Origin of the sequence: Pseudoalteromonas sp. GW168-MNA-CIBAN-0100, from assembly GCF_040309225.1 — a bacterium.
Classification (GTDB): domain Bacteria; phylum Pseudomonadota; class Gammaproteobacteria; order Enterobacterales; family Alteromonadaceae; genus Pseudoalteromonas; species Pseudoalteromonas arctica.
The window spans coordinates 55,238-81,305 of record NZ_JBEOOL010000022.1 but is presented as its reverse complement, the minus strand read 5'-3'; the positions used below and the strand labels follow the sequence as shown (position 1 = coordinate 81,305).

20 protein-coding genes are annotated in these 26,068 nt (G+C 40.0%); 4 read left to right on the top strand and 16 right to left on the bottom strand.

Annotation, left to right across the window (positions count from 1 at the left end):
- The coding region (locus AAEY62_RS14260; protein ID WP_350635177.1) for a transposase at positions 1–549 on the top strand (549 nt) is incomplete at its 5' end.
- Between the two features lie 41 nt (positions 550–590).
- Here AAEY62_RS14260 and AAEY62_RS14255 read toward each other — a convergent pair.
- The 4 genes from AAEY62_RS14255 to AAEY62_RS14240 form a co-directional block, all read right to left on the bottom strand.
- Complete coding sequence (locus AAEY62_RS14255; protein ID WP_197117839.1) at positions 591–1,637, bottom strand: NAD(P)-dependent alcohol dehydrogenase; 1,047 nt, start codon at positions 1,635–1,637, stop codon at positions 591–593.
- Positions 1,638–1,780: 143 nt separating this feature from the next.
- Complete coding sequence (locus tag AAEY62_RS14250; protein ID WP_350635175.1) at positions 1,781–2,494, bottom strand: DUF1499 domain-containing protein; 714 nt, start codon at positions 2,492–2,494, stop codon at positions 1,781–1,783.
- Between the two features lie 108 nt (positions 2,495–2,602).
- Positions 2,603–3,943, bottom strand: a complete 1,341-nt coding sequence (locus tag AAEY62_RS14245; protein ID WP_010555167.1) for a DUF1501 domain-containing protein — start codon at positions 3,941–3,943, stop codon at positions 2,603–2,605.
- Positions 3,944–3,952: 9 nt separating this feature from the next.
- Positions 3,953–5,860 carry a DUF1800 domain-containing protein gene (locus AAEY62_RS14240; RefSeq protein WP_350635173.1) on the bottom strand — a complete coding sequence of 636 codons (1,908 nt, stop codon included), beginning with the start codon at positions 5,858–5,860 and terminating at the stop codon, positions 3,953–3,955.
- Positions 5,861–6,030: 170 nt separating this feature from the next.
- On the opposite strand from AAEY62_RS14240, the gene AAEY62_RS14235 reads away from it, so the two are divergent.
- Positions 6,031–6,246 carry a hypothetical protein gene (locus AAEY62_RS14235; protein ID WP_002958138.1) on the top strand — a complete coding sequence of 72 codons (216 nt, stop codon included), beginning with the start codon at positions 6,031–6,033 and terminating at the stop codon, positions 6,244–6,246.
- A 49-nt stretch (positions 6,247–6,295) separates the two neighbouring features.
- Here the strand turns inward: AAEY62_RS14235 and AAEY62_RS14230 are convergent, their stop codons facing one another.
- The 5 genes from AAEY62_RS14230 to AAEY62_RS14210 all read right to left on the bottom strand — a co-directional run bounded on the left by AAEY62_RS14230 (position 6,296) and on the right by AAEY62_RS14210 (position 12,101).
- Positions 6,296–7,861, bottom strand: coding sequence for a diguanylate cyclase domain-containing protein (locus AAEY62_RS14230; RefSeq protein WP_350635171.1), 1,566 nt, complete (start codon positions 7,859–7,861; stop codon positions 6,296–6,298).
- Positions 7,862–8,257: 396 nt separating this feature from the next.
- Positions 8,258–8,602 (bottom strand): DUF6694 family lipoprotein, encoded by a 345-nt coding sequence (locus tag AAEY62_RS14225; protein ID WP_350635169.1) that lies wholly within the window; start codon positions 8,600–8,602, stop codon positions 8,258–8,260.
- Between the two features lie 15 nt (positions 8,603–8,617).
- Complete coding sequence (locus tag AAEY62_RS14220; protein ID WP_007581226.1) at positions 8,618–9,082, bottom strand: nuclear transport factor 2-like protein; 465 nt, start codon at positions 9,080–9,082, stop codon at positions 8,618–8,620.
- Positions 9,083–9,177: 95 nt separating this feature from the next.
- Positions 9,178–11,604 (bottom strand): ATP-dependent helicase HrpB, encoded by a 2,427-nt coding sequence (hrpB, locus tag AAEY62_RS14215; protein WP_350635167.1) that lies wholly within the window; start codon positions 11,602–11,604, stop codon positions 9,178–9,180.
- A gap of 83 nt (positions 11,605–11,687) precedes the next feature.
- Positions 11,688–12,101, bottom strand: a complete 414-nt coding sequence (locus AAEY62_RS14210) for a group II truncated hemoglobin (protein ID WP_350635165.1) — start codon at positions 12,099–12,101, stop codon at positions 11,688–11,690.
- Between the two features lie 280 nt (positions 12,102–12,381).
- Here AAEY62_RS14210 and AAEY62_RS14205 point away from each other — a divergent pair, with 280 nt between their 5' ends.
- Positions 12,382–12,579 carry a CsbD family protein gene (locus AAEY62_RS14205; protein ID WP_007581220.1) on the top strand — a complete coding sequence of 66 codons (198 nt, stop codon included), beginning with the start codon at positions 12,382–12,384 and terminating at the stop codon, positions 12,577–12,579.
- 69 nt (positions 12,580–12,648) lie between these two features.
- Here AAEY62_RS14205 and AAEY62_RS14200 read toward each other — a convergent pair whose 3' ends face one another.
- The 4 genes from AAEY62_RS14200 to AAEY62_RS14185 form a co-directional block, all read right to left on the bottom strand.
- Positions 12,649–14,910: a xanthine dehydrogenase family protein molybdopterin-binding subunit gene (locus tag AAEY62_RS14200; protein ID WP_350635163.1), complete on the bottom strand. Its 2,262-nt coding sequence runs from the start codon at positions 14,908–14,910 to the stop codon at positions 12,649–12,651.
- The gene (locus AAEY62_RS14195; protein WP_197152906.1) at positions 14,907–15,404 is read right to left on the bottom strand and encodes a (2Fe-2S)-binding protein; all 498 of its coding nucleotides are present in this window, start codon (positions 15,402–15,404) and stop codon (positions 14,907–14,909) included. The genes AAEY62_RS14200 and AAEY62_RS14195 overlap by 4 nt, the downstream gene beginning before the upstream one ends.
- A 414-nt stretch (positions 15,405–15,818) precedes the next feature.
- A complete protein-coding gene (locus AAEY62_RS14190; protein WP_350635161.1) occupies positions 15,819–18,917 on the bottom strand; it encodes an FG-GAP repeat domain-containing protein in 3,099 nt (1,032 codons plus the stop codon).
- Between the two features lie 209 nt (positions 18,918–19,126).
- Complete coding sequence (locus AAEY62_RS14185; protein ID WP_197117828.1) at positions 19,127–19,882, bottom strand: hypothetical protein; 756 nt, start codon at positions 19,880–19,882, stop codon at positions 19,127–19,129.
- A 346-nt stretch (positions 19,883–20,228) separates the two neighbouring features.
- Between AAEY62_RS14185 and AAEY62_RS14180 the strand changes: the two genes are divergently transcribed.
- Complete coding sequence (locus tag AAEY62_RS14180) at positions 20,229–21,206, top strand: DUF4238 domain-containing protein (protein WP_197117826.1); 978 nt, start codon at positions 20,229–20,231, stop codon at positions 21,204–21,206.
- Positions 21,207–21,350: 144 nt separating this feature from the next.
- On the opposite strand, the gene metH is transcribed toward AAEY62_RS14180, so the two are convergent.
- From metH to AAEY62_RS14165, 3 genes are read right to left on the bottom strand one after another with little or no spacing between them, the layout of a single operon-like run.
- Positions 21,351–23,981 (bottom strand): methionine synthase, encoded by a 2,631-nt coding sequence (gene metH, locus AAEY62_RS14175; protein WP_350635158.1) that lies wholly within the window; start codon positions 23,979–23,981, stop codon positions 21,351–21,353.
- Between the two features lie 9 nt (positions 23,982–23,990).
- Positions 23,991–25,064: a homocysteine S-methyltransferase family protein gene (locus tag AAEY62_RS14170; RefSeq protein ID WP_350635156.1), complete on the bottom strand. Its 1,074-nt coding sequence runs from the start codon at positions 25,062–25,064 to the stop codon at positions 23,991–23,993.
- Positions 25,054–26,001: a homoserine O-succinyltransferase gene (locus tag AAEY62_RS14165; RefSeq protein ID WP_007376156.1), complete on the bottom strand. Its 948-nt coding sequence runs from the start codon at positions 25,999–26,001 to the stop codon at positions 25,054–25,056. Before AAEY62_RS14165 ends, AAEY62_RS14170 begins: the two co-directional genes overlap by 11 nt.
- Positions 26,002–26,068 lie beyond the last annotated feature (67 nt).

Genomic DNA, 26,068 nt, shown 5'->3' with positions numbered 1-26,068 from the left:
AAATCAGCCCCTTACCTAGGTGATACATGGCAAGCAAGGCTTATTCAAATTCCGACACCTAAAGGTGAAATAAAAGGATTCATCACCTCATGCGCCTGTCCAGAAAAGTACCCGCTGAAAGCGCTACTCGATGTTTATTGGCAACGATGGGAAATAGAGCGAGGATATGGTGAGCTCAAGCAATATCAATTATCTAATAAGCCAGCGCTACGGAGCTTGAAACAGGAAGGTATTTATCAAGAGCTCTGGGGTATTCTGACGTCATACAATATCGTGAGACTTGAAATGGCAGAGATGGCTAAAGCCCATAAAGTGGAGCCATTACGCATCAGTTTCATAAACGCATTATACCTAATACAAGACGAGTTTTTATGGTGCTCAGGTCGAAGCCCCGGGACAATCCCTAAAAAGCTAAAAGAACTACGTGAAAACGGTAAACGGCTAATATTACCGGAGAAAAGAAAGCGAAAAGCTTATCCGCGAACGGTGCTCGCAAAGACACAAAAATATCCAGTTAGGTATAAACGAAAAAACACCACTCGTTCTTAAACGAGTGGTGTTAGCTAATTAGCGGCTCTTTTTAGGTAAAATTAAGCGCTTAGTGATGCCATATCAATAACAAAGCGGTATCGTACGTCTGACTTTTCCATACGCTCGTATGCAGTGTTAATTTCGTCAATGTTGATCATTTCGCACTCAGGTAGCACGTTATTTTCACCACAAAAGTCGAGCATTTGTTGCGTCTGTGCAATACCACCAATAAGTGAGCCTGCAATACGACGGCGACCCATTAATAATGGCACCGTGCTTAGCTCATCTACAGGACCAACTTGGCCTACAATAATTAAAGTACCATCTATATCAAGTAGTGGTGTGTAAATAGATAAATCATGTTTTACAGGTACCGTATCTATAATGACGTCAAAGGCAGATTGCGAGTCTTTCATTTCGTCATCATTAGATGACACTAAGTAGTGCTGAGCACCCAATTTAACCGCATCATCTTTTTTAGACTCACTACGGCCAATTACCGTAACGCTTGCGCCCATTGCAACTGCATTTTTAACGGCCATATGGCCAAGTCCGCCTAGACCAACAACACCAACACGGCTACCTTTTTTTACGCCCCATTTATGAAGTGGCGAGTAAGTAGTAATACCTGCACAAAGTAGCGGTGCTACGCGAGAAAGGTCTAAATTTTCTGGCACGGAAAGTACAAATTCTTCGCGTACAACAACATGTTTAGAATACCCACCTTGGGTCATTTCACCACTAATGCGGTCTTTGCCTGCATAAGTACCAATCATACCTTCGCGGCAAAATTGCTCTTCATCGTTATCACATTGATCGCAGCTTTGGCACGAATCAACCATACAACCAACAGCAACCGTGTCGCCTTGCTTGTATTTTTTAACGTCGCTACCTACCGACATAACTTTACCAACAATTTCGTGCCCAGGTACCAATGGGTAGTCACTGCCACCCCAATCATTTCGTACGGCGTGTAAATCTGAATGGCACACACCACAGTATAAAATTTCAATTTCTACATCGTTATTTCGTAAATCGCGGCGCTCAAAAGAAAATTCTGTCAATTCAGAACCTTGGCTTTTTGCTGCATATCCTACTGTCTTCATAATAACTCCATAGTGGTTAAAAATTTAAATCATCAACAGCATAGTACATAGCCTGTGAATAGAACCTGACAATATAAAATAGGCACAAAAAAAGCCCAAACAGTGTTTGGGCTCAATCATTAGTACTAGGGCGCTAAATTTAGTTATTTTGCAAGTAAGCTGTTTAATTCATTAATAATTGAATGAATGCGCTCTGCATTTTTTCCTAAATCACTACGCCCTACTCGCGACTTACTACGAATATCAACAAAACGTTGGCTGCCTTCATCTTTAATACGAATTACCACATCGTCTTTAAAACCAAACCACGTTGTTGTATCGGTAGCTTCCACAATACCTGTAGCCGTATTTGCACTTACCAATGCAAAGCCAAGATTTTTAACTGCTTGTTCGCTTGCTGTCATTAAATCGGCTTTAGATTGTGCAAAGCTTAACGTTACCAGCTCCGGGTATGCTTTGCGTTGCTGTACTGCCGTTTCTTCACCCGCGTATTCTACTGGGTTAGATGCATTTGCACGTAGTGGTGCAATTGCTACAAATTTTGGTGGATTAACTAAATCAGTTGAAATGTCATGAATTGCCGGTACACCTTCAGCCTTGTTCATCATATTAAGTGGCATAGCAATAGCCACAACCGAAAATACAAGTGCAATAACACCACTGCTTAGCGTTAACGTTTTACGCATAAATAACGCTTGTACTATAAGTAGCACCAATGCAGCGCCACCAGCATAAACGCCAAATTTAAACCCCGTAAACGCAACACCTAATTCTACAATACCAAATTTATACAAAGGCCCTGGCAGTATGACGAGTAAAAAAGCGATTAAACTAACTAAGCTCACTAAAATTTTCATTTTATGATTCCTATATTGTGTGTGATTTTTATTATTAAAACAGATAAGCACTATTAACCAGTAGCTTATACTACTAACAAGTGCTTTTAGATTACTATTAGCGACTAATTACACAAAAAAGTCCAATGTTGTGTGATCAAAGTTACTCAAGTTTGGAAAAATATCAACAAGCTCAGAGCTTGGCACACCAAACCACTGAGCCAATGTGGCAAAGTACTGCTCATTAGCAACACTTGGAATTAAACGCCCGCCACCGGTATCTTGTGGGCCATCCAAATGTTGAGTTAGTAGCTCGCCATATATATTGCCGCCTTTTACTGCGCCGCCCATTACTATTTGGTTTCCTGCCCAACCATGGTCAGTGCCATCGCCATTTGAGGTCAACGTGCGACCAAAATCAGACATAGTAAACGCAGTCACTTTATCTGCCATATCAAGCTCTTTCATCGCGCTATCAAATTCACTTAACCCTTGAGCTAACGTATTTAATAAAGCAGGGTGCGTTGTTAATTGGTTATCGTGCGTATCATACCCCCCCATAGAAACAAAAAACACTTGGCGCTGAGTGCTCAATTTTGCCTGTACGCTAATTGTTTTAGCGACTGCTGCAAATTGCTCACTAAGGCTATTATCGCTAAATGGGGTAATAAGTGCAGGCGCGCTTTCTAACGCGCTGTTCATTGCTTGAGTGTTATTTATCGCACTTGTTAAGCCATTGGCATAAGCTGTACTTAACGGATGGCTCGTATTACCTAGTAAGCGGTTCATAATAGAAGTTACGTGCTCGCTACGAGGTTGATACCCACCAAACGCGTTAATACTACTAATGCCACTTTTGTTAAGCGCAAATGCATTGCTAGCACTTCCCGTTTGCCATAAATTAGTACCGTCGAGTGATACATTAGCTGCAAACTCATCTTGTAGCTCTAAACGTTCTAAAAGTCGTGCGCCCCACCCGCTATTAAGTGATTGTTTTTCTCGACCATACATCCACGCAGCTTGCTGATCGTTATGCGAAAACAAATGCTTAGGCAAACCTATTGTTTTATTTTTATAGTCACTCAATGTTGTGGGAGCGAGTAAAGTACCTACCCCACCTATAAATGCTAAATTTTGAGATTCAAACACATTTTGTATAGGTTCAAGTGAGGGATGAATACCGACTCCACCGGCAAACTGGCTTTTAATACTTAACTCAAGTGGGCTCTCTACCGCTAGGTTCTGCCTACTTTGCTCGTAAACACTACGTTGCTCGCCTTCAAGCGGAACGAGCATATTTAACGAATCATTCCCCCCGTATAAATACACACACACTAATGCTTTGTAATCACCTAGCTCAACAGCATTAGTCGCTCCAGTTAATGCTTGTAATTGCAGGCTCGTTAACGCGGCAGCCGATACGCTGCCTTTTACACATAACGACAAAAACTCTCTTCTATTAATGCTCATTATGCGATCCTAATACTGCACGTTAAATTCAGGTGAAATAGCAATCATATATAATAAATACGAAACCCGTTCACGGTATTGCTCTTCATTAAAATAGGCATCTAAATCAAGTAATGCTTGGCGTGTGTCACTGCTCATTGCGCCTGCAAAATATAGCGTGTTGTACTGAGTTAATAGCGCGCTAACACCGTGTTTCTCTAAAACATTCATGTCGTCTTGAATATAAACATAAATACCATTTGAATTTAAATCACTGTGCGCTTCAGCGGTACTCCACACTAAACTTGCGTAAAGCGCGTTCATGGTGCCAATCAGTGTTGCATCGTTTGCTATTTGTAATTCTGGCGCAACAATACCTTCATTTCGCAAAGCTGCGGTTTGATAATCAGGCCTAAAAAAGTTAAATACCGAAGCCGACTGCATGGGCCCTTGCCCGTAGTTATTTATTAAATTCCATGTTTTATAATAACCCGCTGGCGATTTAGCATCTAGATTTCGCCAAAACTGTACAGTTTTTAAAATAGGCTCTTTAATTTTACCTTGGTAATTAAGCACTGAGCCAAAATGCCGCGCTTCATCATCTAAATATATAGCCTTTACTACAGCCGCTAAATCGCCGCGTACACCAGCGCCGTTATCAATAAATACATTAGCTGCTCGCTCAACGTATTGGGGTGTTGGGTTTGAGGTAATTAATCGCTGAATAAGCTGCTTGCTAATAAACGGCGCAACATTTTGATGGTTAAATAAGTTATCAAGGGCTATTTGCAATGACTCTTCTGCTGCGTAACCTTGTGGTATAACCTCGCCATTTAGTAAGGTTTTTTGTTTACTAGAATGGTACTCGTCAAATGCTTCCATTGGCTTAATATAATCACGACTTTTGCGCTTAAATGTTTCACTATCGGCAAACGTCCAACCTGTAAATACGCGTGCAAAACCCTCTATTTCTGACTGTCCGTAAGTGGCAATGGTATTACCTTGTGCATCAAGCTTGGCGCTGCCATCTAGGTTTAGCTCTTCAAGGCCAATAGTAAATAACTGCATTACTTCACGTGCGTAATTTTCGTCTGGGCGAATATTAAGTGTATCGTCTGCTTTTTCGTTACCCAAATGGCTTAAATAAGTCCCCATAATAGGCGAAAGCGTCACATCTTCGAGTAAGTCACGATAGTTACCAAAGGCATGCTTTAGTAATAAATCGTAATAAGTGATCATGCCCTCAGGTTGGCCTCTTAAGGCACTATTTTCATCCGACACCACTAATATTTCACTTAACGCAAACGCAACACGTTGACGAAGTTGATCGTCACTTTGCATTACTGCTTTCCACCATGCATCTATGCGGCTTATGTATTTAAAGTCGTCATCGTCATTTAGCTTTACTAAATAATCACGGTGATAATTAATAGGTAGCGCTATTTGTTTATCAAGCCATTGCTGCTCGCTTAAACCTTGTGCGTTTTGTATTTCACTAAGCTTAGGCCCCATTGTTGCTTGGTGTAGTAACCGTGCGGCGCTAATCTCATCCATATTATTGCGCGCTATAAAGCTCAGCGTTTTTACACTGCTTGCCCCTTCATTGTCGGTTGCTGTTACCGAAAAAGCGTAATTAACAGGCTTATAACTTTGCGCATTTAGCAGTGTTACTGAGGTGGTTACTGCCTCTAAAGGCCCGCTAATTAGTTCAGGCCCTTGCGTTTGTTGCCACACAACCGATGTAATAGTGCCGTCTTTATCACTGGCTGTTGCTGTTAGCTCAATTGTTTGGCCTTTACTTAATTCACTAGGAATATCAGCTACTGACAAAATGGGGATTTTATTTCCGTTAACGGTTGGCGTATTATCGGAGCCTGAACCACCGCAAGCGCTTAGTATAAAAACCGAGCTTGCGATCAGAGCAAATTTATAATGCATGTAAAGTCGTCATCATTTGTTAATTAAAGTACGCTAGTGTGTACCGAGTTTGATGCATTTATTGAAACACAAAATTTACAATTTAACTCTTTATTTTTTGTAACCGAATCATGAACGCCCCATTAATAATGCATTAGCTGCAGGGGTAAACAGCCAGAGCTTTATTATTTATGAAAACAGAAATTCGCTATTGTTTTGAATCTTCACAAGTTGCTAACCGGTTTTTACACGAGCTGAAAGACTGGCCGGTTAACGATGTAAAAACACGACTTTTTAATGGCGGCGATAGTGTAAAAGTGACATACGAATACGACGAAAGTGGTTTTGATTACACTTGCGCCGAACTTGACGACCTAGCACAGAGCCATGGCGGGAAAGAGGTTTAAGCGTTTTATAATAAAAAACAGCTGATGCACCTTTAATAATTCACTTGAATTATATAGATTTGATTGATGTTTTATCTCTACCTGAGTTTTTCGCTTCGTAGAGCATTATGTCAGCTTCTTTAATTAGTGATTGCATAGACACATTATTACCACTTAAGGTTTCTTTTGTAGCAAATACACACCCAGCACTAATTGTTAAATATTTACGTACAGGCGACGCTTCATGAGGTAGATTTAATTCCCTAACCGTCAAAAGCAATTGCTGAGATATATCTACAAACTCTTCATAAGAAAGCTGTTTAAAGAATAATATGAACTCTTCGCCGCCATAGCGCGCCACTGTACCTGTGTTTTGCTTTGCTACTTGCTTTAGCTTTTGGGCAAGAGCTTGTAAAACGGCATCTCCCTCTTGATGACCATAAAAGTCGTTATAATTTTTGAAGTGATCTACATCAACTAACATCACCCCAAAAGAGCCTTGGTCTTGTTGAGCCTGTGTCCATTGCATTGCAATAATTTCATCAAAGGCACGCCTATTATAAATTTGGGTTAATCCATCAATTTTACTTATTTTTTCAAGCTTAGAGTTTTGCTCTTTTACTTGTTTAATTAACGCATTAAACCCGCTAATTAAAACGCGCATTTCTAAAAATTGATTAGTGAACCTCAAAGGCTGCAAATCGTTTTTAACCAACATTGAATTAATAGCGGACGCACCACCAATAAGCGGTTCAATAAAGTAACGATTTACAATATAAAAACCTAATAATGACATTGCAAAAAACATAAACAAAATAAGCTTTAAATAGTGATCAAATAAAACTGGCAGTGTTTGGTGATGGTGCTTAATATTCAAAGCAAGCAATGGCTTAGCATTTACATCTAGAATCACCCTCTTCCTTTGAGTGGCAATGTCCTCTCCTTGGAGGCTCCCTTTAAGCGTCGCAATATCGTTTAAAGAACTAGCGTGTTCTATTTGTGAATAGCTAAGCTCTACTTGTGCAATCTCAGCTAAGGACTTGATCAACGACGGTCTTACTTTTTTCACAAAAACAATACTACCAACAGGCTCACCTGTTTTATCTGTTCGCTTTATTACATGCGATGCAAACATGACAGGGCCGCCCGCTGTTTGTAAAAAACCAGAATGGCTTAAACTGTTGTCGTCTTCAGAGGCTTTTGAATTAGGAATAATTGCGCGGTTTAATTTATTAACCTGTAAATTTAAATCAGGCGCATCAAACTCGGTATGCTTCATATAATCATACGCTTGTCCGTAAACCATATTAAAGTTTATATCGTAGATAAACACACCATCAATTTTGAGAGAATAGAAGGTATCCCCTACAAAGTTTGAATCTACATATTCTGCGTCAAAATCAGCCATATAATCATAGGTGTCATCCCATACGGCGTAGTCATAATTGAGTGTTTCTAAAAATATAAACTCTCTATCAAGCGCAATTTTAAGACTTAATAATTCACGATTTTGATAATCTTCAATACTAGTGTTTATGGTCGGCAGGCTAAAGAAATAGCGGTACCCAACTAATAAACTTGTTACAAAGCACATTAAAATCAAAGTACCTATTATTACAAAAAATCTTAATGTCATAGTCTCTATCTAATCGTGTAAAATTAAGTCAAAGTAGCTTACGTTTTATGCTTTAGACTTGCTGCATCTAAATAATAAATAATTAGCTTCTTACTAAAGCGTAGTATAAATTCATGAGCAGGAATAAACAAAGCTTACTATTAAATTTTATAGCGTTAAAATTTTAGCCCTTTCAATAATATATTTAATATAAACATAAAATTATACCAATTCGCTTAATTAAGTGGTCTATTTTGAGGGTGGAAAAACGTGTTGATAGCTAGGCAAAAAATTCGCTATTTAGTTGTTCTAAATGAGAATTTTTTAACGCAGGTAGCGACACGTTTAGCCCCGCAAAATGATTAAGCATTATTGCGGATTGGTATTACACATTTAAAGTAGTACAAAAAGCTGAAATTATTCCACTACAGAAAATTCAACTTTTGATGGAGACGAACTCGCAAGCTCCAATACTTCGTAATAATTTAAACCATCTATTTTTTTGCCAATAATAAAATAATTCATTTCCCCCATCATGGTCGGGTCGCCCATAATATCGTTTAAGCTTTGCACGTCAGAAAATTGAATTGCGATTAAGGCGCCTAAAAAACGCATTGAATTTTGAGGCTTTAATGCTTTTAAAACTTTATTAACTCCCATTTGAGTTGTCTCTGGTGTGGAGCCATCAAATCTAAAATCATTTTTTGTGCTAACGCATGCACTAAGCATTAATATTGATAATGCGATAAGTAAATGTTTCATATATATCCTTATTTGTTATTCGTGATACTTGCGGATCATCGCCACTTTGCCGTTTTCAATTTCGATCACTTCCATCATTGTGGAGGTATACTCAATTGGCTGCTTATTTTGCGGATGAATACCTTTTACATAGTTTTTATAACGAATAGCAAAGCCTGTATCGTTAAACACAAATGTATTAAGCAGTGTGCTTTCAAACAACGTGTGCGCACCTAAGTAAAAACTCATACCTTTGCGCATCTGCTTTTTACCATCAGGAGTACGTGAGTCATCCGGTTGATACGGAATGTGCTGATTGCCAATATCATCGGTTAACAATGCAAGGTAAGCCTCAAGCTCTTTAGCACCTGCGTTAGGTGCTTGTGTGGCGGTCATTGTTTTATAATACTGCTGCGCAAACGCATTTAAGTCGAGTGGCTTTTCCGCATAAGCCGAAAAAGCAGTTACTAGAGCCAAACCTAACGTTAAAAGTAGCTTCATCACTTATTCCCTGTAGTTAAAAATATTGATTCATTTATAGGAACACTATATTAATATGTTCAAAAATAAAACAAATAACTTTAAGTAACTAACACCTACATTTTGCTTTTCACTCTATTTGTTGCAACGCTGTTGGCTGGGTCGTCTGGCCAAAAATGTTTAGGGTAGCGACCTTTCATTTCCTTTTGCACATCGCGGTAACTGCTAGCCCAAAAGTGGGCTAAATCTTGAGTAAGTTGCAATGAGCGTTTACCTGGCGATAGCAGCTCCATAAGCAGTGGCAGTTTACCGTTGGCAAGCATAGGCGTACTGGTCAAGCCATAAACTTCTTGCATACGCACGCTTAGCTTTGCGGGACCATCAAGCTGGTATTCTATTTTTATATTTGAGCCACTTGGCACCGTTAAGCGCAGTGGTAACAGTGCTTTTAAAGCGGTTTGTTGTTGCCAATCAAAACAGTTTTGTAGTGCTTCAAAGTAGTTAAACTTTTTAAGCTGCGTGAGCGTTTTAATATCTTCTAAAAACACGCCTAGCCACTGCGCTGCATTTTGAATAAGTTGTTGCTCGTTTATTTGCGGAAATTTATCGGGCATTAAATTACTTGTTAGGCTCATACGTATCAGCAATTGTTGCGCATCAGGTTGCTCGTTAAATAATGCAAAGCCATGTTTAGCAAATAAGTCAAGCCACGCTTTAGCACGCTCGCTCTTATCTAGTTTTTGTTTACTAGGCTGGCTGGTGAGCGTTATAGCACCAAGTTTTACTTCATCTTGATGAATAAAACGTGCTGATTTTTCATCAAACTCACAACGAGTAAGTTCACTAAATAAATGCGGTAAAAATTCTTGTAACTCAAATGGGTTAAGCGCGGTGGCTGCAAATATACGCCCTCCTTTGTGCCCGCCCATGGTTGCTATAGCTAAGTAATCGTCGTTGTGCCAGTAATCGGCATTTAACTCAGCACCTGCACCATTGGCAAGTAGGTAACCATTACCGCGTTTTTTAGCGATGCGATCTGGGTACGCCAATGCCACTAGCAAACTAATATAATGCGTATTTAATTCGCTGTTTTCGTCTTTTACTTTTAAGCGGCTTTGCCAATATTTTAACTGTTGTTTAAATACCGGATGCGGACGTTGCTGTTGGCTATGCAGCGCTAAACTCAACTCGTTTGCACTGTTTACTCGGCTCTCAAGTAATGCCACTAAATAAATAGCGAGCCTAAAAATACCAGGGAGTTGGTCATCAAGTATTTGTGCTTTTAATAGCATATGCGCCAAACGAATATCAGCACCAAAACCTAACATTTTACTGCCAAGCGGTGTGAGCTTACCTTTGCTATCAATAGCTTCTAGCATGTTAAGCAGGTTACTTGCTTGCTCGCATTGCTGCTCAGAGGGCTTATCGAGCAAGGTTAGCTGATCAATACTGGCTCCCCACTGCTTTGCCTCAAGCATAAGTTGGCTTATGTCTGATGTGAGTATTTCGGGATTGTCGTGGCTATTACGTCGCTCAAAGGTTTGCTTTGAGCCAATTCGATAAACAATGCCCGGCTCTATTCGCCCTGCACGTCCTGCTCGCTGCACAGCAGAGGAGCGCGATATACTTTGTGTTGTGAGCTCTGTGACCCCTGTTTTTAAATTAAAGGTCGCTGCACGGCGCTTGCCGCTGTCAATTACAATGCGTATGCCTTCAATAGTTAAACTGGTTTCGGCTACATTGGTGGTAAGCACTACTTTGCGCATACCGTTTGGTGCAGGAGCAATAGCAGCTTGCTGATTAGCTTTATCTTGCTCGCCAAATAGCGTTGCGACTATGCAGTTACTGGGTAAATCGTTCAGTGCTTGTTGCACGCGTAGTATTTCAAATTGCCCAGGTAAAAATACCAATGCGCTACCTGTTTGCTCATTAAGTGCTTGTTTTATTATGGTAGGAATTGCATCAAGCCAACGGCTTTCATCTTTTATGGGTATGTATACTTCGCCTATTGGGTAACTGCGACCGCTCGATTGAATTACAGGGCAATCAAAAAACGCAGTGTAACGCTCGGTATCTAGCGTTGCCGACATAAGCATAATGGTTAAATCTTCACGCAGCGCACTTTGGGTCTCGAGCGCAAAGGCAAGTGAGGTATCTGCTGCAATTGAACGCTCATGAAATTCATCAAATATAAGTAAATCTATATCGCTTAATTCAGGGTCGTTTTGCAGCATGCGCGTTAGCATACCTTCGGTAACTATTTCGAGGCGCGTATTAGCGCTTACTTTACTCTCACCCCTAATCCGCAAACCCACACTTTGCCCAACACTCTCGTTTTGGCACTTTGCTAAATAACTGGCAATATTACGTGCAGCTATTCGGCGAGGCTCTAGCATTACAATACGTTTAAAATGCCCATCGCGCATTAGTTGCAGCGGCAACCACGTAGATTTACCCGCACCAGGCGGCGCTTGTAATAACGTAATAGGATTACTTTGTAATGTAGTAACGAGTTGTTGATATATGTCTTGAACCGGCAGCACAGCTATTTACCCTAAATTGCTTTGCAGGCATTGTAACAAAAAACCAAAGCCTAGCTGCGGTTGATGTTTATTAATAATTGCTATTAACTACCCGATACCATTCTAATTCGATCTGCAGGCACTCGTAATTGTTGCATTAAGTAAATTTTAAATGGTGCTTCGTAAGGTTGCTCATCAACCGCTTTTTGCATGCACAAAAGCCATGCGTCACTTTGCTCAATTCCTACATGTAAATGTTTGTGCGCTTGAGGAATGTTAATACTACCAAAATGTTCAGCGTATAATTTAGGACCACCTAGCCAGCCCGACAAAAAATAAGCGAGCTTTTTACGCGATGCTGATAAGTCTTCTGAATGCATACTCCTTATATTTTCAGCCTCTTTTAAAGCGTCCATATTGTCGTAAAACGCATTCACCAATTGTGTAATACCTGCTAACTCACCTGCCATTTTGTATGAGCAGTCACCCACTCCATATTCACACGCTTTAGTATTCATAACTCACTCAGGTTAACTACTTTATTTAATACCTGCATATTAGCTTAAAACAAAAATTTAAGAATGAGTTACATCAAAGCGGCGTAACTTATGTCAGCAATAATTACAGGCTGCTATGTATATTTTTTAATAAATAGCGCAATATTAAAAACAAAATCGCTCAACATAAAAATATAACCAACTGATAATAAAAACAATAAAACCATTATTATTCCTTGGTACAAGGCTTGCTACTTTATAACTGACAGTTAATTCACTAACCTAAAGTAAGGATAAACTTATGAACAGCGATCGTATCGAAGGTAATTGGAAAGAACTTAAAGGTAAGGCTCAACAAAAATGGGGCGATCTTACCAACGACGATTTAGATAAAATTGAAGGTAGCCGTACAGAGCTAGTTGGTAAAATTCAGCAGCAATACGGTAAATCTAAAGAAGAAGCAGAGCGTGAAGTTGATGAGTTTGAAAAAGGTCGTTAAATCGCGTTAACCGCTTTTAAAAAAACCGCCATTTGGCGGTTTTTTTTGTTTAAGCTGTAGGTTATTTAGCTACGCTTTTAATTGGTTACCAATCGGTAACTGCCTAATACGCTTTCCGCACGCTGCAAAAATAGCATTACATAATGCTGGCGCATAAACTGGTGTAGACGGCTCGCCTACTCCTGCTGGTGGTGCATCACTTTGTACAATTTCAACTTCAATCTCAAGAGGTGAGTCGCTCATACGCGGTACACGATAATCATGAAAGTTACTTTGCTGTACGCGCCCTTTATCAAAGGTAATACCATCGCTGATTGCAGTTGTAATACCGTAAATAGAGCCACCTTGGGTTTGGTTTTTAACGGTGTCGGTGTTTACAACCGTACCCGCATCAATGGCAACCCACGATTTAATTACGTTTAAATCGCCAGCATCCGACACTTCTACCTCAACTACCGTCGCTACATAAGTTAAAAAGCTTCTATGTGCTGCAATGCCTAAACCTCGACCTTTAGGAAGTTCTCGCCCCCATTTACTCATGTCAGCTACTTTTTCAATAACATGGCGTAACTTACCAATATCTAAAGGATAAACCACTTTATCGCCACCGTAATTATCGTATGTGGCATTTTGCTCAGTTACATCAACAATTCGACTCGGACCTATCGTGTCTAGCAAATAGTCTTTTTGATCGCGACCAGCTTTGTGCGCTGCTTCGCCAATAAATGACTGAATAGCAAAGGCATGAAAAATATTTGATACAGAACGCATCCAACCAATTCGTGCTTTGGCTTGTGCATCACCGTTTTCTAACTTCATGTTAGGCGTGTTAATAGGGTTATCGGTAAATCCTAAGCGCAGTTCAAAGCTTCCTGGCGTAGTCGCCCCTTCTGAAAAGGTAGAGGTAATTGGTGAAAACGCGGTGCGATGTAAATACGATTCTATTGCGCCATTTTTATCTAGCGATGCTTCAATGTGCTGAGCCGAAACCGCATGGTAAAAACCATGTTGTATGTCGTCTTCACGCGTCCATTGTACACGAATAGGTTTGCCTACTTTCATTGAAAGGTAAGCTGCTTCTGCTGAAAAGTCAGGTTTTGACTTACGCCCAAAACCGCCTCCCAACATGGTAACGTTAACGTTAATTTTGCTCTCATCCATGCCAAGCATTGCAGCCACTGTTTTCATATCGGCTTGTGGATTTTGCGTAGCAGCCCATATATCAACACTGTCTTTGTTGTACATAGCTGTTGCACAAGGCGGCTCCATTGGTGCTTGAGCAAGATGCGGCGCGTAATAATCAGCTACCAGCTTATTGCTCGATTTAGCCAACACGCCCATGGCATCGCCTTTATCACGTATGTTTGCCTGTGGAGTTTGTACTGTTTTTAATAATGACTTTTTAAATTCTTCTGAATTGTAATCGCCATTTTTGCCATCATCCCACACCACTTTTAATGCTTTACGCCCTTGCCATGCAGCCCATGTGTTTTTAGCTATAATCGCTATTCCACCTTTTGGCTGAAACTGCGGTGCGCCTTTTGGTGCAGGTATTTCAATAACATCTATAACGCCGTTTATCGCTTTTGTAGCACTGGCATCAAATGACTTAACAACACCGCCTACTACTGGCGGGCGTTCAATTATAGCCACCAGCGCTTGTGGTTCGCGTACATCGGCTGCAAATATTGCTTTGCCTGTTACTAAGTCGGCTAAATCTATGTGCGCCATGCCGGTATTTATATAGCGCCATTCTTTGCGGGTTTTAAGTGTTAGTTTGTCAGCTTCTGGTGGCGTTATTGTAAGCGCTAAGTCGATTAAATCTTTATAAGTAAGCGATTTACCTGAGCTGTGTGTAACAACGTGTTGATTGGCTGTACAGGTTTGTGGGTCAACTTTCCAATACTTAGCGGCAGCGTGCTGCATCATGTAACGCACACTTGCGCCCATTTCACGCAGGCGCTGCATGTTGTAGCGAATACTGCGCGAGCCATCGGTATTTTGATCGCCGTATTTAGGGTCGCCCTTACCCTGAATAACAATAACCTTATCCCATGCGGCTTCCATTTCATCGGCAACTATTTGTGCAATCGCGGTGCGAATTTGCTGACCCATTTCAGAGCGATGGCAGGTTATTTCAACCATGCCGTCTGGGCGCAGTGCAATAAATAAGTTTGCGCGTTTTGCCAGCTCAGATGGCTGTTCTAACACACCAGCAATCGCTCTTGGCGCACTGCCTACAAAATAAGTACCGAGTACCAACGCACCTATTGCACTGGTTTTTAAAAACTTACGACGGTTTAAATCAAAATATTTGTTATCTTGGTTCATACTTCTTCCCCTTGTTCATTTGGGTCAAAATATTGAACACTCGCCATTGTTTTAGCGGCTGATTTAATTGCTTTATGAATGCGCGGGTAGGTACCACAACGGCAAATATTTCCCGACATATTACTTACTATTTCATCGTCGGTAGGGGTTGGGTTTGCAGCTAATAAGCTTGCAGCTTGCATCATTTGGCCGCACTGGCAAAAACCACACTGCGGTACTTTATGCTCTATCCATGCTTGTTGCACTGGATGGTCGCCCTGCTCGCTTAGCCCTTCAATTGTTGTAATTGAAAGACCCGCTACTGCCGCTACAGGCAATACACACGAGCGCTGAGCTACCCCATCAATATGCACGGTACACGCACCGCACTGAGCCATACCACAGCCAAATTTAGGCCCAGTTAAATTCAATTCGTCTCGGAGATACCATAATACTGGCGTTGACGGATCGCCAGAAAACTCATGTTTATTACCATTAATGGTAAGCGTGATCATACTAAACTCCTTGGCAAAGCGCTTTACAGGAGGGTTCCTTGTTGCGCGAGAACTATTTTTAATTACTTACTATTTTATACTTACTACTTTTAGCCTACCACTTAGATCTGTTTTATAAAAATACTAATTATTAGAACGTTTAAACCACATTGAAATTATTAACGTCTGATTATTAGTATTAGACTAGGGACTGCAGACCTTTTTAGATTGAAGTTCACTCAATCTAGGGGAGATTTAATCGCGGCGGGAGGTTTGTAAACAACAAAGCGTAAATTGCCCCTATGCAGAATCCTCGGGGCAGTGCATGTTAAACCTCGAAAGATAAACAGCCCTAAATAAAAGTTTAAAAAGATTATTAATAAATAAAAAACCGCCATTTGGCGGTTTTAGATAGTGTAAATAAGCTTTTAACTATTAATTAAAACGGCGTCTACCAAATAAAACCACTGATAGCAGCGTAAGTAAGTAATAAATACTGCCACCTGAGCTAGAGCCTGAATCAGATGAAGGAGTCGCTAGCGCAGCACCTTGCTTACCTTCAACGTTTATAGTCACAGTTTGAACTGCTGAACTATCAAATTTATCTTTAGCTACATAGCTAAACGTTACTACATGATCGGATTCGCTCGTAGGAGTTAGTTTAAACAATCCAGTATCAGGCTCAAATGTTAAAGTTCCTGAGTTTGGCTCGGTTACCACTTCAAACTCAAGTGTATCGTTGTCGCTATCTAATGCTGAAAAGCGACCATTCACTTCACTCTTGTAAGAGGTGTTATATGTTACATTTTGAGCTTGTGGGGCTGTATTTGTTAGTTCAATAACAACATTATGAAGCTCAGATTCAACTAAAGAATCTTTCACTGTAAAGCTAACTGATACTGGCTCAACCGAGTCACCACTTGGTGAAAAGGTCACGCTACCTAAGGCAGAATCCATTAACTGAATTTGCCCATGAGCAGGCGAATTTTTAATTTGAAATACTAATTGCTCTGCGTCTTCATCCATACCTTCTAGATTAAAGTTAAGCGGTGTACTCCAATGAGTTTGCAGTGTCATATTATTTGCTGTTGGTGCTGTATTTTTTAGCTCTAACGTTAAGCTTGATAACGCTGAACGTGAACGATCTTTTACTGTGTAGTAACTAAGCTCGTCAATGCCTACAGTCCCCGAAGGTATATAAGTTAGTAGACCCGCCTGTCTGTCGGTAAACTCGACCCTACCCAGAGTTGGTCTCTTATTTAAAACTACATAATCAATATCATCTGATACAGGTAAATCTATTTGTATGCTTTTTAAAACATGATCAGAGTAGCTTACAGCTTCAGGCTTAGCTAAAGGCTCAGTAACTTGATTAGAAAACACCTCCAATGACCGACCCGCCAACAAGGTATAATCAACATTATTATACGTAGACGTTGCTAACCAACTGTCATTATTATTACGCTCAACAGTGTATGAAACCACATTGCTATCTAGGTTATATTCACCAAACTGATCTGAACACGAATACTGCACAAACCCAGCTCTTACAGACACAATGTTATTTAAAGAGTTTTGGCACACTTCACTAATTAATGTTGTCTGCCCATTTAAAGCCACTTTATAAAGTGAGCCATTATAGGTAGATGCAACTAAAGTTTCTTCTCCATTAATTACAGTATTAACCAAGCCGTTAAAACTTTGTTCTAAAGCAACTTTAGAGATAGTGTTTTCAGAGTAGTCATAACTAATGAGGTAGTCACTAACAAGACTAACCACATCTATATTTTCGTTATTAAGAAAGCTTCCAGTTACTATTGAACTCATGCCGCCCCAATAAAATCCTAAGCGAGGCGATGTTTTTAATAACTCTCCAGTTTGCCCATTTAATACTTTAAAAAAGGTACCTTCACTTCCTGTATGCTCAGCACCATTACCTACTATTATTTCTAACTTGCCATCATTATTAATATCTAACGTTGTTAAGGTACTAATGTAGTCTCCGCCGCCAAGATATGTTTGAAATAGCTCTTCACCCGTTTCAGGTGAAAACACCTGTACATTCGCATCGTATATAGCAGAGCTGCCAGCAATAATATAATTCTTACCATCATCAAACAGCTGAGCAGTAGTAACTAAATTATTATTATCCCAATCGTTATTAACGCTTATATTTGTAAGTATTTTTTCATTAGTTTGTGTATCTACTATATGCAAAGCGTTACTGTCACGCTCGGAATAAAGTATATCTAAGCTTCCGTTATTATTAATATCAGCAAGTGCTAACGCTTTATTTGAATAGTACTTGATACCTTTAGCCCACTGCTGCGCTTTATCATCGGTATTGTGAATATAAAAACCATCTTCACCTGACGAAGAATAACCTGAGCCCCAAGCAATATTTTGTTTGCCATCGCCGTTAAGGTCATCTACGACAATGCCCGACACACCATGCTCTGGATTATTAATACTCCAAAACTCAACACCTGTTGTGAGTGAAAGCGCGTATAAACTCCCCCACTGACCATCGCCGTAAACTAAATCGTCGGTACCATCATTATCAATATCTGCAACTATTACTTTATCAATATCTAAGTCGCTTTGGGCTGTCCATAAAATGCTTTCAGTGCTTGGGCTTAGCATTTCTATGCTGTACCAACTTTGCCCATTAATCACTTCATCTAAGCCGTCGTTATTAATATCAACAGCAATTAAATGCTCGCCATTAATACTTACACTAAGTTGTTTGTGCAGTACAAATTCTGAATTTTCGAATCTATAAACCGCACCATCACTAAATAAAACTTCTTTTGCATTAGCCTCAGTAAACGAGCCTGTCACAAAATTTTGTGGTACATTTTCAAGCACCGCAATTTCAGATAAATCGAGCGAGTTAAGTACAAAAAGCTTACTACTTTGATAAACAAAAAGCTCATCTTGCCCATCGTTGTTTATATCAAACTTATCTGCTGCTCTTGGGTAATAAAACTCTTTACTTAGCTCTATCTCTTGAGTGACTAAATTAACTTTATGTACTGCGTTATTTTCTAAAACATATAAGTAGTATGTATCTGCCACTGTATCTTTAATTAGCGTGGTATCTTCAATATAGTCATCAAAGTCGTAGCGAGCAGTTACTTCATACGCACCTTTCACATATTCTATAATATTAAAATTGCTCTCTTGGGCGGATATAATGTGCTTACTACCCACACCCGACAAAGGTGCCACGTACAAGCCTTTTCGACCTGTTGAGTTGCCTAACGAAAACTCACGAAATACGCTACTAAGCTCTATGCTTTCCTCGTCTGAGGCAGCTTGAGTAAGGCTATTATTTTTTATAATTGGCGCGAGTAGAGGTTTTTTAGATAAACTTTCAAAATGAGCTTTATCAAAATTTATTTTTTGATCGTTAATTAAAACAGCATCACCGTAAGTATTTTCTTGAGTGTTTTTTATAGGCTGAGCGTGAGTATTGGCATTCACTGAATACGCGCTCATCATGAGCAACGTAAGGCAAGATAGTTTAATCAATTCCATAATCCTTTGTATTTCTTTATTTAATCACGTCACTACAACTGCAACGTTCCATTAACACGGCATTATATAGAGTACCAACCGGAAATAAAGAGGCGATTAACAAAGTTTTACAAAGGGATAGAAGAATAAAGTAATAACATTTAACTTGCAGCTAAAGCTACTTTTATAGAAATTTTATCCGCATACTTACTAATAAAAAGCGATTAATGAGTGCTTATAACATCTTCAGACAACAATCGCTCATCGTCTTTATAAACTTCAAGCCAACCTGGTGGTGATGTATCGCAGCCAATAATGGTTACTTGTAGCACATAACTATAACGACCATTTTTAAACGTATAGTGATGATTCCCGCCGCTGCCCTCAAATGTAATATCGCCATTTAGTAAAACCATATCAGGCTTGTCACTTGGCTTTTTATTAATACCCCACACTACATAACGGTAATTTCCATCACCTAAATCATCAACACGGATATGGTAGTTAGCCGTTTTCCAATCGAGTACTGGTTTTTCAAAAGTATTAATACTTGCGTGCAAGGATTGCTTACCTTGTTCGATTAGTCTTTTAGCAAGTGCCTGCTCTTTAGTATTTTGTGTATTTACAGCAATAATTTTACCTTCGGTATCTACCCACATAACGCCGTTATTTAGCATAATGCCGCGCCAACCTACTTTATCCCAATCGGTATTAATGTTTGAACTGGCAATAACTGCTATTAGCTCATCATTAAATACTTCATCAAAGCGGTTAATAAACTCAGCTTCATTTTTAATGTCAGGTATGGGGTATCGTCGTTTTAATGGGTAACGAATAAGTGTAGCAATTGCAGGTTTATCGTCACTTTCAAAGGCTGCAATAACAGGTAAAACGAACTCGTGATATTTTTGCTCAAGAGCAAATGTGCTAGATGTAAAAAGTAGAGATAGGCACAGTAGGATGTGGTTTAGATGTTTCATTTATAGTCCTTTATTTAAAATAATCAGAAATGTATGCAACAAATTCATGAGATAAAATTATAAAGTGGATAATTCCTACCGATGTTATAGATGAACATATTTAATATAAAAATCAATTAATTCATAATGATAACTTGCTTTAGGCTCTTTGATTTCATTATCATTTGTAGGCCCTACGCCAAATAGCTATCCATTGTTTAGTAGGCCTAGACAAGTCAGGTAATTACCTAAGTTTTACCACCTATTATTTGGTTGTTTGATGTTAATCTAAAATATAATTAACCACTATTTAAATATGTATTTGTATTAATGTGAAATAGTTTTCGACATTACTAAATGCGACTTAATGAATAAAAGTGAGCAAGACATGGATTGGCTTAATAATAAGAAATTGGAAGTAAAACAAAAGCATCATTATATATGGGCCAATTACATGAAGCATTGGTCTACAAACGGTCGAGACATATATTACACAAAGAAAAAAGGAGGGATAGCTCTAGACAGCATAAAAAGTGTGGCAGTGGAAAAGTATTTCTATCGTGTTAATACATTAACAGAAAAACACGTTTACCTAATTGAAAAACTCATAGCTATGAGTAATGATATGGAATTAAAAAAGCACCATGAAAAAGTCCTTAAAAGCTATTTAGACACACAAAAAATGTATAAATATTATACGTCTTTGGATGTTAAAAGCGAATATGGTGATAAATTATTTAATGCCGCTAAAAATAACTCGATCGAAGATAGACACTCTCAACTTGAGCGCGATGCCTTAAGTGTTTCAAATAAACTTAGAAATTTAGATGTAAACACCTTAAAAAACATTGATCAAATGACAGATTTTTTATTATTTTTAGGGCATCAATTAACTAGAACTAAAGCTTTTAAAGAAACATTTATTAAATCTTTTGCTAAGAATTGCGACCCTCAAATAGCTGAACTAATGGAGGAAAGTTGGTGGTTTATTTCTTTTCTTTATGGCACTAATTTAGGGAAAAGCTTGTGTATTAATAGAGGTTACTGCTATCAATCAATTTTAGAAAATAATACTAGCATCCCATTTATTACAGCTGACGCGCCTGTTGTAAACATCCACCCCAGACCTAATATGGGTACATCACCATTAAAACACGAAACTGAGTATTTTTACCCTCTATCACCTACTAAAGCATATTTTATAGGGTGGTCAGACAGATTTGTAAACAGCACAAGCTTAGTTAACGAGTCATTTGTGAAAGAAGTTAATAAAAAAATGGCTGAGGGTGCTCATTTTCATATTATTTCAAACAAGGCTGAAGTATTGAAGCTATATGAACGTTAATTCGGTAGGAAACGGTAATACCGAAGTTAGATCTTATTAACTTTTCGTAACCATATAGCTCTAATTTTAAAACAAAAAACGAGCCATACTGGGCTCGTTTTTTGTTTTACTGATAACTGACAGCTAAAAACTGATCACTCCTCTCTACTCCGGATCATAACCCAAATTAGGCGATAGCCATCTTTCAGCTTCTTCCAGCGTCATATTGGTTCGTTTAGCGTAATCTTCAACTTGATCGCGTTGTACTGCTGCTACGGCGTAGTATTTAGCTTCTGGGTGTGAGAAGTACCAACCTGAAACAGCAGCACCTGGCCACATGGCGTACGAGCTGGTTAACTGCATGCCAATGCGTTTTTCGGTGTCTAATAATTGCCAAATTTTCTTTTTCTCGGTGTGCTCTGGGCACGCAGGGTAACCTGGCGCTGGGCGAATACCTTGGTAGTTTTCACGTATTAGCTCATCGTTTGCTAGGTTTTCGTCTGGTGCAAAACCCCAATACTCTTTACGTACTTTTTCGTGCAGGTATTCTGCAAACGCTTCTGCGAGCCTGTCGGCAACCGCTTTAATCATTATTTTGTTGTAATCGTCTTGCTGTGCGTCAAACGCATTCGCTAAGTCGTCTTCTTCTAAACCGCCCGTTACTGCAAATGCGCCAAAATAATCTGGTGTACCTTTGGGTGCTATATAGTCGGCTAGGCAGTAGTTAGCAAAGTCGGTTTTTTCGGTTTGCTGACGTAAATGACATGAGGTAGTTAACAGCTCTTTGCGTGTTTCGTCGGTGTATATTTCTATGTCGTCCCCAACGCGGTTAGCAGGGAATAAACCTATTATGCCAAGTGGTTGCAAACTGCCTGCTTTTTCAAGGTCGTCTAACATATCGTTAGCGTCTTTAAATAAGCTTTGCGCTTGCTCGCCTACTACTTCGTCGGTCATTATGCGCGGGTATTTACCAGCGATTGACCACGTCATAAAGTATGGCGTCCAATCTATGTATTTACGCAAAGTAGCAATTGATACGTTTTTAAACTCGATCACGCCAAGCTTTTTAGGCACTGGTGGCGTGTAGTTATCCCAATCAAGCTTTGCTGCGTTATCGCGTGCGCGCTGGATTGTAACAGGCTTAGAGCGTGGTTTTTTACGTGCTTGTTGCTCGCGTACTTTTACATATTCAGCTTGGGTTTTTTCTAAAAAACCAGACTTATGCTCTTTTGATAATAAATTAGATACTACACCTACCGCACGGCTGGCATTACTTACATACACTACGCCTTTGTCATATTGCGGTTCAATTTTTACTGCGGTGTGCGCTTTAGAAGTAGTTGCGCCACCAATTAGTAGCGGAAGTTCAAAACCACGGCGTTTCATTTCTTTTGCTACGTGTACCATTTCGTCAAGCGATGGGGTAATTAAGCCCGATAATCCAATAATATCGGCTTTTTCGTCGATTGCGGTTTGCAGTATTTTATCTGCCGGTACCATTACACCTAAGTCAATTACTTCATAGTTATTACATTGCAGTACAACACCCACAATATTTTTACCTATGTCGTGTACGTCGCCTTTTACGGTCGCCATTACTATTTTACCGTTAGTTGAGCCTTCTTCTTTTTCAAGCTCAATGTATGGGTCTAGGTAGGCTACGGCTCGCTTCATTACGCGCGCCGATTTAACAACTTGTGGTAAAAACATTTTGCCTGCACCAAATAAGTCGCCTACTACGTTCATGCCGTCCATTAACGGCCCTTCAATTACGTGAATAGGTTTAGCTGCTGCGGCGCGGCATTCTTCGGTATCTTCATCTATGAATGTAGTAATACCTTTAACAAGCGCGTGCTCAAGGCGTTTTGCAACAGGCCATGTGCGCCACTCTAAATCTTCTACTCGCTCGGCTTGCGCCATACCCGAGTATTTTGGTGCAAGCTCTACTAAACGCTCGCCTGCGCCTGAGTCGGTGTTAAGTATTACGTCTGTAACTGCTTTACGTAATTCTTCTGGTATATCATCGTAAACGGCGAGTTGCCCCGCATTTACAATACCCATGTCCATACCAGCTTGAATCGCATGATATAAAAACACCGAGTGAATAGCTTCACGTACGGGGTTATTACCTCTAAACGAAAACGATACATTTGATACACCGCCCGACACTTTACAGTGCGGCAAATTTTGCTTAATGCGGCGTGTGCCTTCAATAAATTCTACGGCGTAGTTGTCGTGCTCTTCAATACCGGTGGCTACGGCAAATATATTAGGGTCGAATATAATATCTTCTGGCGCAAAGCCAATATCTTCTACCAATATTTTATAACTGCGCGCACATATTGCGAACTTACGGTCTGCCGTGTCGGCTTGTCCGTCGGTATCAAATGCCATTACAACAGCGGCTGCACCAAAGCGTTTTATTATTTTAGCTTGGCGAATAAACGGCTCTTCGCCCTCTTTTAGCGATATTGAGTTAACAATTGCCTTGCCTTGAATACACTTTAAGCCTGCTTCTATTACTTCCCATTTTGAGGAGTCGACCATAATTGGTACGCGAGAAATATCAGGCTCTGAGGCTATTAAGTTTAAAAACTTAACCATGGCGGCTTTTGAGTCCAACATGGCTTCGTCCATGTTTATATCAATAACCTGTGCGCCGTTTTCTACTTGTTCACGTGCCACTGTTAGCGCGGCTTCAAAGTCTTCTTCCATGATTAAACGTTTAAACATGGCAGAACCCGTTACATTGGTACGTTCGCCGACATTAGTAAATACTGCTATTTGTTGGGTCATGCTGGCTCCTTAATTTAAGTTACAGGCTTCAAGGCCTGATAAACGCATGCGTACTTCAAGCTCTGGTAGTTGGCGTGGTTTAACGCCCGCTAAACCTTTTGCAAAAGCGCGAATATGCGCAGGCGTGGTGCCACAGCATCCGCCTACTATATTAATAAAGCCCGATTTACCCCAATCGATAATTTCGGTTGCCATATCGTCCGCTTCTAAGTCGTATTCACCAAACTCATTTGGTAAGCCCGCATTAGGGTGTACCGATGTAAACGTTTCGCACACGCGCGACAACTCTTCTACATACTGGCGCAGTAAATCAGGACCAAGCGCACAGTTTAAACCAATCGAAATAGGCTTAATATGGCGAATAGAGTTATAAAATGCTTCGGTTGTTTGCCCCGAAAGCGTACGGCCTGAGGCATCGGTAATAGTCCCCGAAATCATAACTGGTAATTTACGCCCTGCTTGCTCAAAGGCTTCTTCTACGCCAAACGAGGCGGCTTTTGCGTTAAGAGTGTCGAATATAGTTTCGATTAGTATTAAATCGGCGCCGCCTTCCATTAATGCAAGTGTTGATTCAATATACGCAGTAACCAGCTTATCAAAGGTGACATTTCGGTAACCCGGATCGTTTACGTCTGGCGAAATTGAACACGTTTTAGATGTCGGCCCTAATACACCCGCTACATAGCGCGGTTTTTCTGGCGTTTTAGCCGTAAATTCATCACAAATGGCGCGCGCTAATTTAGCCGACTCTAGGTTTATTTCACGGCTTAGGTTTGCCATGTCGTAATCTTCCATCGAAATAGTGGTCGAGTTAAACGTGTTGGTTTCGATAATATCGGCGCCCGCTGATAAAAAACCACGATGAATATCAGTGATTAAATTGGGCTTGGTTAGGCTTAATAAATCGTTATTGCCTTTAATTAATACATGCCAGTCTTTAAAACGCTCTCCGCGATAGTCTTCTTCTTCTAGCTTATGATCTTGGATCATGGTGCCCATAGCGCCATCTAAAATTAAAATGCGTTCTTGTAATGCAGCGCTTATTTCGGCTTGCTTATTATTTGTAGGAGCGTTATTCGGCATAGTTGTTAGTCCTCACGTCTTGGCTAACTAAATTAATATCATACGGTGTGGTTTGGTACACGTAGTAATTTAACCAGTTCGAAAAAAGTAAAAAAGCATGGCTTTGCCATGTTTTTGAAGGTTGTTTGGTTGCATCGTCATCCGGAAAGTAATTTTCGGGCTTTGGTGCATTAGGGCTTTTTTTACAATCGCGCTCGTATTCTGCTTTTAGCGAGTCGGCGTCGTACTCTGGGTGGCCGGTTATAAACACTTGGCTACCTGATTTATTTTTAAGTAAGTAAGCCCCTACTCGCTCAGAACCTGCCAGTACAACTAGCTCGTCGCAGGCGTTTATTTTATTTATATCAATGTGGCCATAACGTGAGTGCGGTACTAAAAAGGTGTCGTCGAATCCGCGAGTCAGTGCACCGTGATCAAAGTAACATTGGTGAGTAAATACGCCACACAGTTTGTCGTCTTTTAAATCACGCTTTAAATTGTAACGGTGATATAGCGCTGCATGTGCTGCCCAGCACGAAAATAACGTAGAGGTAACATGTTGCTCAGCCCAATCAATAATAACCTTTAGCTCATCCCAATACGCTACATCGTCGTATTCTAAATGGGCAAGTGGCGCACCGGTTACAATTAACGCATCGTAATTGTTGTCTTTAACCTCAGAAAAATAACGATAAAAGGTATCAAGGTGCTCTTCTGAATTACTGCTACTGCGGTGAGTGTCGAGACGCAGTAGCTCTACGTTTACTTGCAAAGGCGAGTTGGCAAGCAAGCGAATAAACTGAACTTCGGTTTCTACTTTATTAGGCATTAAATTTAAAATAGCCAAACGCATTGGGCGTATTTCTTGCGTTTTTGCACGTGTTTTAGGCATTACAAATACGTTTTCTTGACGTAAACGCGCAATTGCCGGCAACTCGTCTTTTACTGTAATTGGCATATTTTTACTCCTGCTCATAAAAACCGAAGTTAATTATGAACTGAAAGTAAAAAATATCAACCTCTAG

What these genes read in the sequence shown, in the direction of transcription:
- AAEY62_RS14255 (WP_197117839.1), bottom strand. Translation starts at nt 1,637, where the DNA reads ATGAAGACAGTAGGATATGCAGCAAAAAGCCAAGGTTCTGAATTGACA.
- AAEY62_RS14205 (WP_007581220.1), top strand. Translation starts at nt 12,382, where the DNA reads ATGAACAGCGATCGTATCGAAGGTAATTGGAAAGAACTTAAAGGTAAG.
- AAEY62_RS14200 (WP_350635163.1), bottom strand. Translation starts at nt 14,910, where the DNA reads ATGAACCAAGATAACAAATATTTTGATTTAAACCGTCGTAAGTTTTTA.
- AAEY62_RS14165 (WP_007376156.1), bottom strand. Translation starts at nt 26,001, where the DNA reads ATGCCAATTACAGTAAAAGACGAGTTGCCGGCAATTGCGCGTTTACGT.
- AAEY62_RS14220 (WP_007581226.1), bottom strand. Translation starts at nt 9,082, where the DNA reads ATGAAGCTACTTTTAACGTTAGGTTTGGCTCTAGTAACTGCTTTTTCG.
- AAEY62_RS14180 (WP_197117826.1), top strand. Translation starts at nt 20,229, where the DNA reads ATGAATAAAAGTGAGCAAGACATGGATTGGCTTAATAATAAGAAATTG.
- AAEY62_RS14195 (WP_197152906.1), bottom strand. Translation starts at nt 15,404, where the DNA reads ATGATCACGCTTACCATTAATGGTAATAAACATGAGTTTTCTGGCGAT.
- AAEY62_RS14235 (WP_002958138.1), top strand. Translation starts at nt 6,031, where the DNA reads ATGAAAACAGAAATTCGCTATTGTTTTGAATCTTCACAAGTTGCTAAC.
- AAEY62_RS14185 (WP_197117828.1), bottom strand. Translation starts at nt 19,882, where the DNA reads ATGAAACATCTAAACCACATCCTACTGTGCCTATCTCTACTTTTTACA.
- AAEY62_RS14225 (WP_350635169.1), bottom strand. Translation starts at nt 8,602, where the DNA reads ATGAAACATTTACTTATCGCATTATCAATATTAATGCTTAGTGCATGC.
- metH (WP_350635158.1), bottom strand. Translation starts at nt 23,981, where the DNA reads ATGACCCAACAAATAGCAGTATTTACTAATGTCGGCGAACGTACCAAT.
- AAEY62_RS14250 (WP_350635175.1), bottom strand. Translation starts at nt 2,494, where the DNA reads ATGAAAATTTTAGTGAGCTTAGTTAGTTTAATCGCTTTTTTACTCGTC.
- AAEY62_RS14240 (WP_350635173.1), bottom strand. Translation starts at nt 5,860, where the DNA reads ATGCATTATAAATTTGCTCTGATCGCAAGCTCGGTTTTTATACTAAGC.
- AAEY62_RS14245 (WP_010555167.1), bottom strand. Translation starts at nt 3,943, where the DNA reads ATGAGCATTAATAGAAGAGAGTTTTTGTCGTTATGTGTAAAAGGCAGC.
- AAEY62_RS14210 (WP_350635165.1), bottom strand. Translation starts at nt 12,101, where the DNA reads ATGAATACTAAAGCGTGTGAATATGGAGTGGGTGACTGCTCATACAAA.
- AAEY62_RS14170 (WP_350635156.1), bottom strand. Translation starts at nt 25,064, where the DNA reads ATGCCGAATAACGCTCCTACAAATAATAAGCAAGCCGAAATAAGCGCT.
- AAEY62_RS14230 (WP_350635171.1), bottom strand. Translation starts at nt 7,861, where the DNA reads ATGACATTAAGATTTTTTGTAATAATAGGTACTTTGATTTTAATGTGC.